General features: G+C 67.6%; 12 protein-coding genes and 2 pseudogenes. 6 read left to right on the top strand and 8 right to left on the bottom strand.

Annotation, left to right across the window (positions count from 1 at the left end; genetic code table 11):
• Together FQ389_RS04850 and FQ389_RS04845 are read left to right on the top strand one after the other, a co-directional pair.
• On the top strand, window positions 1-264 hold a 264-nt coding region (locus FQ389_RS04850; RefSeq protein ID WP_144206220.1), incomplete at its 5' end, for an MmpS family transport accessory protein.
• Window positions 264-878 carry a DUF2561 family protein gene (locus FQ389_RS04845; protein WP_144206219.1) on the top strand — a complete coding sequence of 205 codons (615 nt, stop codon included), beginning with the start codon at window positions 264-266 and terminating at the stop codon, window positions 876-878. The genes FQ389_RS04850 and FQ389_RS04845, both read left to right, overlap by 1 nt.
• An 89-nt stretch (window positions 879-967) precedes the next feature.
• On the opposite strand, the gene FQ389_RS04840 is transcribed toward FQ389_RS04845, so the two are convergent.
• Entirely contained in the window at window positions 968-1,126 is a 159-nt protein-coding gene (locus FQ389_RS04840; RefSeq protein ID WP_260860496.1) for a hypothetical protein, read from the bottom strand.
• A gap of 171 nt (window positions 1,127-1,297) precedes the next feature.
• Here FQ389_RS04840 and FQ389_RS04835 point away from each other — a divergent pair.
• A pseudogene (locus tag FQ389_RS04835) lies at window positions 1,298-1,728 on the top strand (DUF5994 family protein).
• A 51-nt stretch (window positions 1,729-1,779) separates the two neighbouring features.
• On the opposite strand, the gene qcrB reads toward FQ389_RS04835, so the two are convergent.
• The 4 genes from qcrB to ctaE are packed head-to-tail and all read right to left on the bottom strand — an operon-like array spanning window position 1,780 to window position 6,105.
• On the bottom strand, window positions 1,780-3,411 hold the full coding sequence (gene qcrB / locus FQ389_RS04830; RefSeq protein WP_144206218.1) for a cytochrome bc1 complex cytochrome b subunit: 1,632 nt from the start codon (window positions 3,409-3,411) through the stop codon (window positions 1,780-1,782).
• Complete coding sequence (gene qcrA / locus FQ389_RS04825) at window positions 3,408-4,601, bottom strand: cytochrome bc1 complex Rieske iron-sulfur subunit (RefSeq protein ID WP_144206217.1); 1,194 nt, start codon at window positions 4,599-4,601, stop codon at window positions 3,408-3,410. The genes qcrB and qcrA overlap by 4 nt, the downstream gene beginning before the upstream one ends.
• Complete coding sequence (gene qcrC, locus FQ389_RS04820; protein ID WP_144206216.1) at window positions 4,598-5,464, bottom strand: cytochrome bc1 complex diheme cytochrome c subunit; 867 nt, start codon at window positions 5,462-5,464, stop codon at window positions 4,598-4,600. The genes qcrA and qcrC overlap by 4 nt, the downstream gene beginning before the upstream one ends.
• A gap of 29 nt (window positions 5,465-5,493) precedes the next feature.
• On the bottom strand, window positions 5,494-6,105 hold the full coding sequence (gene ctaE, locus FQ389_RS04815) for an aa3-type cytochrome oxidase subunit III (protein WP_144206215.1): 612 nt from the start codon (window positions 6,103-6,105) through the stop codon (window positions 5,494-5,496).
• A 141-nt stretch (window positions 6,106-6,246) separates the two neighbouring features.
• On the opposite strand from ctaE, the gene trpD reads away from it, so the two are divergent.
• Window positions 6,247-7,347 carry an anthranilate phosphoribosyltransferase gene (gene trpD / locus FQ389_RS19065; protein ID WP_407662759.1) on the top strand — a complete coding sequence of 367 codons (1,101 nt, stop codon included), beginning with the start codon at window positions 6,247-6,249 and terminating at the stop codon, window positions 7,345-7,347.
• Here the strand turns inward: trpD and FQ389_RS19060 are convergent.
• From FQ389_RS19060 to FQ389_RS19050, 3 genes are all read right to left on the bottom strand, one after another.
• Window positions 7,335-7,520, bottom strand: a complete 186-nt coding sequence (locus tag FQ389_RS19060) for a hypothetical protein (RefSeq protein WP_260860495.1) — start codon at window positions 7,518-7,520, stop codon at window positions 7,335-7,337. The genes trpD and FQ389_RS19060 overlap by 13 nt on opposite strands.
• A 228-nt stretch (window positions 7,521-7,748) precedes the next feature.
• The gene (locus FQ389_RS19055; RefSeq protein WP_260860494.1) at window positions 7,749-8,045 is read right to left on the bottom strand and encodes a hypothetical protein; all 297 of its coding nucleotides are present in this window, start codon (window positions 8,043-8,045) and stop codon (window positions 7,749-7,751) included.
• A 242-nt stretch (window positions 8,046-8,287) separates the two neighbouring features.
• Window positions 8,288-9,130, bottom strand: a complete 843-nt coding sequence (locus tag FQ389_RS19050) for an exonuclease domain-containing protein (protein ID WP_260860493.1) — start codon at window positions 9,128-9,130, stop codon at window positions 8,288-8,290.
• A 159-nt stretch (window positions 9,131-9,289) separates the two neighbouring features.
• On the opposite strand from FQ389_RS19050, the pseudogene FQ389_RS04800 reads away from it, so the two are divergent.
• A pseudogene (locus FQ389_RS04800) lies at window positions 9,290-9,546 on the top strand (hypothetical protein).
• Between the two features lie 227 nt (window positions 9,547-9,773).
• A complete protein-coding gene (gene ripC / locus FQ389_RS04795; RefSeq protein ID WP_144206213.1) occupies window positions 9,774-10,877 on the top strand; it encodes a peptidoglycan hydrolase RipC in 1,104 nt (367 codons plus the stop codon).
• The last annotated feature ends 28 nt before the right edge of the window (window positions 10,878-10,905 follow it).

Genomic DNA, 10,905 nt, shown 5'->3' with positions numbered 1-10,905 from the left:
CAGGTGACGTATTCGGTGACCGGCACCAAGGCGCCGGGCGACATCATCTCGGTAACGTATATCGATGCCTCCGGGCGCTCCCGCACGCAGCACAACGTCTACATCCCGTGGTCGATGACGGTCACCCCGATCTCGCAGTCCGACGTCGGCTCCGTGCAGGCATCCAGCCTTTTCCGGGTCAGCAGGCTCAACTGCTCGATCACCACCAGCGACGGGACGGTGCTGTCGTCCAACAACGGCGACGCGCCGCAGACGAGCTGCTGATGGTCAGCAGATACTCCGCGTATCGACACGGGTCCGACATTCTGCCCGACGTCATCGATCGCATCTTGCTGGGTGCCTGCGTCGCGGTTTGGCTGCTGCTGCTGGGCGTGAGCGTGGCCACGGCTGTCGCACTGGCCGATCTGGGCCGGGGCTTTCACAGCGCGGCCAGGAGCACGTACAGCACGCCGTGGGTGCTGTACGTCGTCATCGTCATCTCCGCGTTGATCATCGCCGGGGCGATCCCGGTGCTGCTGCGGGCGCGCAGGATGAGCAAGACCGAGCCGCCCGTCGTCAGATCGACGGCCCTGCAGGGGCGTCCGACTGTGCGGCAGCCGGCGGGGCGGCAGGTGATCGATCGGCTGCGCCAGCAGCGCGCCGCGACGGCGGGGACGGGCGAAGCGGTTGACCGCATCTGGCTGCGCGGCGCGGTGGTGATGGTCGCCACGATGGGGGCGGCGCTGATCGCCGTCGCCGCGGCGACCTACGCGATGGCTGTCGGCCACGACGGCCCGTCCTGGGCTGGGTACGCGCTGGCCGGCGTCATCACCGCGGTGTTGCCGGCGGTCGAGTGGCTGTTCGTGCGGCAGCTACGCCGCGAGGTCGAGGCGGAGTAGTTCCGCCTCGCAGGCTCATAAAGCCTTGGCGTACCGGCCGAATCAACAGGTCGTCGCGGACGGTGCTGGTGTGCTGCGACCCGTCGTTATCACGGCAGAAGAACGTCCACTTGCCGGGACTCTTCTGCGGCCCGCCGATCATCTACCGTGTAGCGCAGCCGGCTGGTCTCCAGGGTGTCGATGACGTCACCGACCCGGATGTCCGAAGGATGGATCTCGGGCGCCTCGTCCCAGTTCTGTATTGCCATGAATGTGCCGAGTTTGTCTTCGTTGTCTGCGGTCGAACACCGTATAGGCTGGGAGGACGTCGATTCCGCCGCCCTGCACCCGTGGGGCGTTTGCCGACAGCGAAGGGAGCCATCCCGTGATTTGCGGGGCCATGGCCATCGCGGGACAGTGACATCCGCGATGACCCGCCCCTGAGCGGTCGGGCCCGAACCCAGCCGGTCCGGGTCTCGGTGGCCCGCGAGCTGGGCCGTGCCATCGACGGCGCGTGGTGGCCTCGCGCCGACCGCATCACCAACGAACTGTCCGACCTGGTTGCCACCTTGATGCCGCTGCTGGGCGATATCATGTCGATCAACGTCAACTGGCACCTGTTGCAACGCCCACCCGACTTCAATTGGCCCGGCTGGAACACAAGCGCCAGCACGTGATGACCATCAGCGGCGAGAGCGGTTGCGTTAACCTGCTGATCGTGTCGTACGCGACGTACAGCACGCTGGCGCGGATGGTGTTGCGCTGCGCGACGGACCTGCCGGTCGGTGATGACGATCGGCTCAAGCCGGTGTTCGTGACCGTCGGTTCGATCGTGCGGGCGGCCCAACAGCAACGCGTCGGCTGTCCCTAGCCGACGCGTTGCCGATCAGTTTGCCGAGCCGAGCAGCCTAGTGCTCGCCGTTCACCGATCTGTTGGTGTCCTGCGTTCCCGCAGCGCGGTAAGGGCGCGTTGCTCGGAGGCGTGGGCCGCCTCACGCAGCGCCGCGTCCTCGGCCGGCGGGTCGGCGAACAGGAAGCTGCCGCTGCCCGGTGAACCACCCGAACCCAGCTTGTTCATCTTGTTGGGGATGGGCGCACCCTGGTATTCCAGCGGAATCGGGTGGCCGTGCTCGTCGACCGGGCCCAACGGCTGGTGCAGCTCGATGTAGGCACCCTGAGGGAGCCGCTTGATGATGCCGGTCTCCACACCATGCTCGAGCAGCGCGCGGTCGCTGCGTTGCAGGCTCACGCACCACCGGTAGGTGGTGAAGTACACCAGTGGCGGCAGCACCACCATGCCGATGCGCCCGATCCACGTCGTCGCGTTCAGCGAGATGTGGAACGTGGACGCGATGATGTCGTTCATCGCGCACAGCGTCAGCAGCATGTAGAACGAGATCGCCATCGTGCCGATCGAGGTCCGCACCGGGACGTCGCGCGGCCGCTGCAGCAGGTTGTGGTGCGCGGTGTCGCCGCTGAACCGCTTCTCCAGGAAGGGGTAGATGATCAGCAGCACGAACACCAGGCCCATGATGAGTGCCACCCACACGGCCGCGGGGATGGTGTGGTGCCAGAAGTAGAACTCCCATGGCGGCCAGATACGCGCCAGGCCTTCCGTCCACATCATGTAGAAGTCGGGCTGCGAGCCAGCCGACACCTGAGATGGCTTGTAGGGGCCCAGGTTCCAGATCGGGTTGATCTGCAGCACGCCTCCCATTAGGCCCAGCACGCCGACGATCGCGGCGAAGAAAGCGCCGGACTTGACCGCGAACACCGGCATCACGCGGACGCCGACGACGTTGTGCTCGGTGCGTCCCGGGCCGGGGAACTGGGTGTGCTTCTGGAACCACACCATGGCCAGGTGCAGCCCGATCAGCGCCAGGATGATGCCGGGGATGAGCAGGATGTGCAGCGCGTACATCCGGGGGATCAGGATGGTGCCGGGGAAGTCGCCGCCGAACAGCGCCCAGTGCAGCCAGGTTCCGATCACCGGCATGCCCAGCGTGATCGAGGACAGTGCCGCCCGCAGACCGATACCGGACAGCAGGTCGTCGGGCAGCGAGTAGCCGAAGTAGCCCTCGAACATCGACAGGATCAGCAGCAGCGAGCCGATGACCCAGTTCGCCTCGCGCGGCCGCCGGAACGCACCGGTGAAGAAGATGCGGGCCAGGTGCACCATGATCGACGCGGAAAACATCAGCGCGGCCCAGTGGTGGACCTGGCGGACGAACAGACCGCCGCGGACCTCGAACGAGATGTCGAGCGCCGACTCGTAGGCGCGCGACATCTCGACGCCGCGCAGCGGCTGGTACACGCCGTGGTAGGTGACATCGACCATCGACGGGTCGAAGAACAGCGTCAGGTAGACGCCGGTCAGCAGCAACACGAAGAAGCTGTACATGGCGATCTCGCCGAGCAGGAACGACCAATGCGTCGGGAAAACCTTGTTGAGCTGTCTGCGCACCGCCGCCGACGGGTGATACCGGCTATCAACGTCCTTGCCCTGGCGGGCCAGGACATTGCCGATCTTCGGGGGACTCAGCTTCGGACTCATGATGTCGTCCTCTCCCAAAATGCCGGTCCCACGGGCTCGATGAAATCACCGTTGGCGACCAGATACCCGTTTGAGTCGATGGTGATGGGCAGTTGCGCCAGCGCACGGGCCGCCGGGCCGAAGATCGGCTTGGCGAAGTGCAGCGCGTCGAACTGCGACTGGTGGCAGGGGCACAGGATCCGGTAGGACTGCTGTTCGTACAGCGAGGACGGGCAGCCCAGGTGCGAGCAGACCTTGGTGAAGGCGAAGAACTCGCCGAAGTTGAAGCTCTCCTGGCCCTGACGCTTGACCACCCGGGGCATGTCGCTGGGCCGAATCCGGATGAGCATCACGGGATTACGGACACCCAGCTGGATGGCGTTGAGCTTCTCGTGCGACTCCACCGTGGTGCCGTCGCCGTCCGACTCCCGCCACGGGAACACCGTCTCCATGCCGCCGGCGTCGATGTCCTCGGGCCGAATCTTGACGAACGGAACCCCGTCGGTGGCGCCCGTCGCGCGGGCCAGATAGATCGTCTCGCCGTGGTAGCGGGGGGTCCAGCCCGACGTCCATAGCACCGCCTTCATGCCGTCCGCGGTGGGTACGACCGGCTTCCACGGGTTCTTGATCAGGCCGCCGGCAAACGCCACCAGGGTGCCCAGGCCGAACGCGCCCAGCCCCAGTCCCAGCGACGCCCCGACCAGTTTGCGGCGCCCGATCGTCGACGTCTCGAAAGCGTCGGTCAGGTTCGCCACCACCGTCTTGCGATCGAGCTCGCGGGACGCGCCGTCATGGCGGTTCTGGATTGAAATCTCTTCCGGGATAAAGTCTTTCTGGTAGAGGATGGCGCCGATCGCGATGGACAGGATGGACATCCCGAAGGTCAGTCCGTACAGCGGGGTGGCCAGCGAGGACAGGAAGTTGCCGGCCTCGTCCTTCGATTTGTATTCCCACGGCCAGAACAGGAAGACCAGCAGCAGCGCCAGCCCGAATCCACCGCCCAGCAAAAGCCAGGTGGCGACGCCGCGCTCGGCGCGCTTCTCGGCTCTGGTGCCCTCGACCGGCCAGCGGGGTTCCTTGAAGACGGTCTCGACGCCGTCCATCTTGCCGCCCAGTTCCAGCAGTTCCTGGGTGGACATTGCGGCCAGTGCGGCCTCGTCCGGCTCGTTGGGTGAGCCGGTGCCCTTGTCGGCGTCTGAGCCGGTGCTCATGCGCGCGCCCCAATCCACAGTGCCAGCCCGATGGCCGCGACCATCCCGATTATCCACATCGCCATGCCCTCGGGTGCGGGTCCGTAACCGCCAAGGCCATAGCCGCCCTGCGACCGTTCCTCGGTGACGTTCTTAACGTAGCCGATGATGTCCTTCTTCGTCTCGAACGACAGCTGACGGTCGGAGAACTTCGGCATGTTCTGCGGGCCGGTCATCATCGCGGTGAGGATCTGCTGCTCGTTGGCCTGGCCCAGGTCGGGGGCGAACTTGCCGGACGACAGCGCCCCACCCTTGCCGGTGAAGTTGTGGCAGGAGGCGCAGTTCAGGCGGAACAGGTCGCCGCCGTGGCCCAGATCGGTGCCGCGCAGCGAGTGCATGGCGATGCTGCCGTCGGGGTTTCGCACGACGGTCGGGCCGCCACCGTTCGCCTGCACGTAAGCGCCGAGCGCGTCGATCTGCGCCTCGTCGAAGATGGGCTCCTTGCGCGGGGCCTGCGCCTCGCCGCGCATCGCCGGCATCCGGCCGCTGGACACCTGGAAATAGACGGCCGCCTCGCCGACCCCGATCAGGCTCGGGCCGTGGTCGGGCACGCCCTGCATGTTGGCCCCGTGGCAGGAGACGCAGGAGGTGTCGAACAGCTGCTTGCCGTTGCGCAGCAGCGCCGAGGACGACTCGTCGGCGACCGCCACCTGAGGCGTGGGAGTCAACACGGCGGCCAGCCCACCGGAGATGGTCAGCGCGATCATCAGCAGCAAGCCGCCGGTCAGCCGGCGCTGAAGACGCCGCCGCGATCGGTTGCTGGACTTTGGCGGCTGACTCTGAGGCTTGCTGCCGCGGGATCGGGTGAATCCCAGGTTCTTCAACCGAGCACTCCTGTTCATCGCGCGCCGGGTCATCGAATGAAATAGATCACGGTGAACAGCGCGATCCACACGATGTCGACGAAATGCCAGTAGTAGGAGACGACGATGCTGGCCGTCGCCTGCGCCGGGGTGAACTTGCTCATCCCGGTGCGGGCCAGCAGGAATATGAAGGCGATCAGGCCGCCCGTCACGTGCAGGCCGTGGAAGCCCGTCGCGAGGTAGAACACGCTGCCGTAGGCGCTGCCGTGGATGGTCGTTCCGTGGGTGGCCAGGTGGTAGTACTCGTAGCCCTGCCCGAGGACGAAGAACAGCCCCATCAGGAAGGTGATCACGTACCAGCGGCGCAGCCCGAACACGTCGCCGCGCTCGGCGGCGAACACGCCCACCTGGCAGGTGAACGACGAGGCAATCAGCACCAACGTCACCGGCACGGCCTGATACAGATTCAGCTCGGTCGGGGGTGGCGGCCAGTTCTCGCCGGCCTGCGCGCGCGCCGTGAAATAGAACGCGAATAGGCCAGCAAAGAACATAAGCTCGCTAGAAAGCCACACTATGGTGCCTACACTGACCATATTGGGCCGATTCAGCGAATGCACCCGAGACGTGATCGCAGTTCCCGAGGTCCCTACAGCACTCGTCACATCCGCAAGTATGACGCTTTGTAGTTGTTGAACCCTACCCGGGGCCGGAATTCGGTCTGGCGCGTCGTTTTTGGGGACCGCAACCTGCCCGGTTAGGCGGTGGCTGGTCGCGGTGGTCGGCCGTCGTGGGACCATCGGCGCGTGGCCCTGTCACCTGAAGTTCCATCACCCCAGGCGTTTTCCGCCGTCGCCGGGGTCGCCCCCACCTGGCTGCAGGTGCTGGGCCGGCTGACCGACGGGCAGCACCTGGCGCGTGGGCAGGCCGCGTGGGCCATGGAGGAGATCATGACCGGCAACGCGAGGCCGGCCCAGATCGCCGCGTTCGCGGTTGCGCTGAAGATGAAGGTGCCCACGGCGGCCGAGGTCAGCGAGCTGGCCGACGTGATGCTCAGCCATGCACGCTCGATACCCGGCGACACGATCCGCGACGACGCCGTCGACATCGTCGGGACCGGCGGTGACGGGGTCAACACCGTCAACCTGTCCACGATGGCGGCGATTGTGGTCGCGGCCGCCGGCGTGCCGGTGGTCAAGCACGGCAACCGCGCCGCCTCGTCGTTGTCCGGTGGCGCTGATACCCTCGAGGCGCTCGGCGTGCGTATCGACCTCGGGCCTGATCAGGTCGCGCGCAGCCTGGCCGAAGTGGGCATCGGGTTCTGCTTCGCCCCGGTGTTCCACCCGTCCTACCGGCACGCCTCGGCGGTGCGCCGCGAGATCGGGATACCGACGGTCTTCAATCTTCTTGGGCCGCTCACCAATCCGGCCCGGCCGCGGGTCGGGCTGATCGGCTGCGCGTTCGCCAACCTGGCCGAGGTGATGGCCGGGGTGTTCGCCGCGCGGCGCGCCAGCGTGCTGGTGGTACACGGCGACGACGGTCTCGACGAGCTGACCACGACCACCACCAGCACCATCTGGCGGGTGCAGGCGGGCACGGTCGACAAGCTGACGTTCGACCCGGCGGGTTTCGGGTTCGCCCGCGCCGAGCTCGACGAGCTGGTGGGCGGCGACGCCCAGGCCAACGCCGACGAGGTGCGGGCGGTGCTGGGCGGCGCTCAGGGCTCGGTCCGCGACACGGTCGTGCTCAATGCCGCCGGCGCGATCGTCGCGCACGCGGGGCTATCCAGCCGCGCTGAATGGTTGCCGGCCTGGGAGGACGGGCTGGCGCGCGCCACCGCGGCCATCGACTCCGGCGCCGCCGAACAGCTGCTCGCGCGTTGGGTGCGGTTCAGTCAGCAGGTCTGACCAGCCATCCGCCGCTTGTTTGAGGCGATGCGCGCGGATCGCGCCGTCGCGGCCCAGTCCGCCCAGGGGCCCGCGGACCGCAGCGGGGAAGCCCAGCCGAGGTCGTCGGCGACCAGCACGATACGCACGCCCGGGGCGGACAGCCAGCGCGCGATCAGCGCGGTCTCTTCCACCAGCGCCCCGCCCAGCGGGGCGTCGGTCGGCAGAATCGCTTGTGCGCCAGATCGCTTGTGCGCCAGCGTGAATCGCGTCGCTCTCCGACATCGGCGGCACCCCCGCCGGGCGTTGCCGGCCGCGGCGAGCTGGCCGTAGCGGATGACGGCCAGGTGGTCCCCGTCGCCGTCCGGGGCGGCGGCGATCAGCTCGGGCAGCGTCGCCAGCGCCCGCAGCCGCTGACCCCGTCACAGGATCTCGATCGCGGCGGCCGTGCGGTCGCGCAGCTGCGCCGCGCTCTCGTAGTGCCGGTCGTCGGCCAGCGCAGTGACCTGGCGGACGGCGGCCGCCAGCGCGCTGTTGTCGGCGCCGTCGATCAGGTCCGCGGCCCGCTGCGTCGCCGCGGCGTACTGCGTCGCGGTCAGGTCGCGGCCGGCGGGGCAGGGCGGGACCTCGACCTCGGGGCAGGCCGGGCCGTGACGGGCCGACCGGCCGAGCCGCGCCGTGCAGGTGCGGATTCCGGTGAACCGGGCCAGCAGCGCCACGGTGTCGGTGCGGGACCGAAAACGGCCCGATGGCGCGGTCGTGGCGTGGGGCCCGTACCACCGACAGCCGCGGAAACGGTTCCTCGCTGAGCAACCACCCACCACCAGCGCTGCGGAAACCGCGAGCGGCGGTTGTACGGCGGAGCATGGGCGACCAGCATGCGCAGTTCGCGCACCCCGGCCTCCAGCACGTGCGCGCACTCGACGGCCTCGACCCGCCCGAGCCAGGGTGACCATTTCCTTCATCCGCCGCGCGGGTCAGCGTCGGTGCAGTACTGGCTGACCCGGAGGCGTAGGTCGGTGGCGGTGCCGACGTAGAGCACCTCGTTGGCGGGTCCGCGGAACAGGTAGACGCCGGGCCGGTGCAGCAGTCCATCGGCGAGCACCCGTTTGCGGCGCTGGGTGGGTGTCACGTTGGGCAGGTAGCAGCGCAGATCGGCGTAGGTGTGCACCCCCTGGTTGCCCACCCGCTCGATCAACGCGTGCAGCACGTCGACCGTGGCGCGGGCGTCGTCGAGGGCGCGGTGGGTGGGTTCGCTGGCGACCGCGAACAACCTTGCCAGCGCGCCCAGCTGCACGCTGGGCGCCTCTTCGCGACTCAGCACCCGCCGGACCAACTGCACCGTGCACAGCACTTGCGTTCGTGGCAAACGGATTTCGCAACGTTGTGCCGCCGCCCGCAGAAATCCGACGTCAAACCGCGCGTTGTGGGCGACCAGGACTGCCCCACAGCCCAGGCCGGCGAATTCCAGAAACGTCGGCAGCACGGCGTCGATGGTCGGCGCGTCGCCCACCATCGCCGTCGTGATCCCGGTGAGCTGCACGATCTGGGGCGGGATGCTGCGCTGCGGGTCGACCAGGGTGGCGAATTCACCGAGCACGACGCCACCGCGGACCTTAACCGCCCCGATCTCGGTGATGGCGTCGGCGGGCGCGCCATCGGTACCCCGGCTGCGCCCGCCGGTCGTCTCGAGGTCGACGACGACGAAGGTGGTGTCGCGCAACGGGGTGTCGTCGGCCGGCGTCCCGACCGTTTCGGGGCCCGTTTCCAACTCGGGGAAACTCAGTTGAGTTCCACCTGTCACATGCATGGGCGTGACGTTAAGCGGCGGAGCCGACAGCTGCGCCGACCCACGCCGCGACGTGGCCGGCCAAAGTTGTCGGTCGGCGTGGTTAGCGTTCGGAACAGCACGACTCGGTGTGGCAAGTCGGTTTGGTTAGCCGGAGGAGAGGACCGATCCAAGATGGCCCAGAGCAGCGCACACGACGGCACGGGCGCCGCACCGGTACCGGCCACAGGACCGATAGTGATCGACTGCGACGACTTGTGTGGCGCGCGGTCCCGGCTGTCGGGATTGCGTGGTCAGCGTGTTACTCGGGGTACCGGAAACCTTGTTGCAGATGAACGGGCCGCGCTCGAGGTGCTCACGGAGGCGGGGTTGGCCCCCGGTTGCGGTTGGTGCCGATCCATCGCCATTATGGATCGGACGTCGCTTCCTAACTCCGTATACCAAACCCCAGGAACACAACTTGTTCACATAGTTTCGACAGAAATCTTTCCATTTTCTTAACGATCTGGTTTGGACAAACGTCGATATCGTTTCGTAACCTGTTTGAGACCTAAACCCAGTTCGACCTCGACCGTCGACGGCAGTTTAAGGAAGCAATACTTTGAGTTTCGCCTTCGCGCAAGCGATTTCGCGTGTCTTCACGCAGTCAGTCATCGGAATGCTGGCAAACCTAACGATTTTGGCGGGTATTTGTGCTGCCAATGTGGCCAATGCGGCAGCCGATCCGGCCGAAGACGCGGTCGCGAAACTCAATGAATTATCGCGGCAGGCCGAGCGGACCGCCGAGGCCATGCACAGCGCGCAGCTTGATCTCAATGCGAAACTCGCCGCCCAGCAGGCCGCCGACAAAAAGCACACGGACGACCAGGCCGCCTTCGACAAGGCGCGAGCCCGGCTGGCCCGCTTCCAGACCGCCGTCAACAAGCTCGCCGCCGCCACCTACATCGGCGGGCGGGTCGACGGCATGGACGCCATGCTGACCGCGCAATCGCCGCAAGGCCTGATCGACAAAATGGCCGTCCAGCGGGTAATGGCGACGCAGATGCGGACGCAGATGGCCGAGTTCCGGCGCACCGGCGAGCTGGCCACCCAGGCCGAGCGGGAATCCGCCAAGTCCGCCGCCGACGCCAAGAGCGCGGCCGAGCAGGCCGCGGCGGTGCGGGCCAGTCTGCAGTCCAAGCAGAGTCAGCTGCAGGTTCAGATCGCCGTGGTGAAGTCGCAGTACGTTGCCCTGACGCCGGAGCAGCGCACCGTGCTCGCCGACCCGGGTCCGATCCCCGCGGCGGCCCCGGCTCCCGGCGGACCGGGACCGGACGCGCTGCCGCCGGGTGCCCCGCTGGCCGGTGTCCCCGCGCCCGGTGGTGAGGCGCCGTTCCCGGGCGGTATTCTCGGGATGGCTCCGGGCGGCCCCGGCGGTGACCGTGCCAATGTCGTGCAGGCGGCGCTGAGCCAGGTCGGTACGCCGTACTCGTGGGGTGGCGCTGCACCAGGCGGGTTCGACTGCTCGGGCCTGGTGATGTGGGCGTTCCAGCAGGCTGGCATATCGTTGCCGCACTCCAGCCAGGCGCAGGCCAACGGCGGTCAGCCGGTCGCGCTGTCGGACCTGCAGCCCGGTGACGTGGTGACCTTCTATTCCGACGCGTCGCACAGCGGCATCTACGTCGGTGACGGCATGGTGATCCATTCCTCTACGTACGGCGTGCCGGTGCGGGTGGTGCCGATGAATGCCGCGGGCCCGGTCCACGACGCGCGCCGTTACTGAGCGAGCCGTACCACAGCCAGTCCGTCGG

It is taken from the genome of Mycobacterium tilburgii (genome assembly GCF_902168065.1).
GTDB lineage: Bacteria > Actinomycetota > Actinomycetes > Mycobacteriales > Mycobacteriaceae > Mycobacterium > Mycobacterium tilburgii.
Note: the sequence above shows the minus strand (reverse complement) of the source record. Positions and strands in the feature narration are given on the sequence as shown.

Bases quoted from the DNA above. Each gene is read 5' to 3' on its own strand.
- qcrA (WP_144206217.1), bottom strand. From the start codon at position 4,601: ATGAGCACCGGCTCAGACGCCGACAAGGGCACCGGCTCACCCAACGAG.
- FQ389_RS04845 (WP_144206219.1), top strand. From the start codon at position 264: ATGGTCAGCAGATACTCCGCGTATCGACACGGGTCCGACATTCTGCCC.
- ripC (WP_144206213.1), top strand. From the start codon at position 9,774: ATGCTGGCAAACCTAACGATTTTGGCGGGTATTTGTGCTGCCAATGTG.
- qcrB (WP_144206218.1), bottom strand. From the start codon at position 3,411: ATGAGTCCGAAGCTGAGTCCCCCGAAGATCGGCAATGTCCTGGCCCGC.
- FQ389_RS04840 (WP_260860496.1), bottom strand. From the start codon at position 1,126: ATGGCAATACAGAACTGGGACGAGGCGCCCGAGATCCATCCTTCGGAC.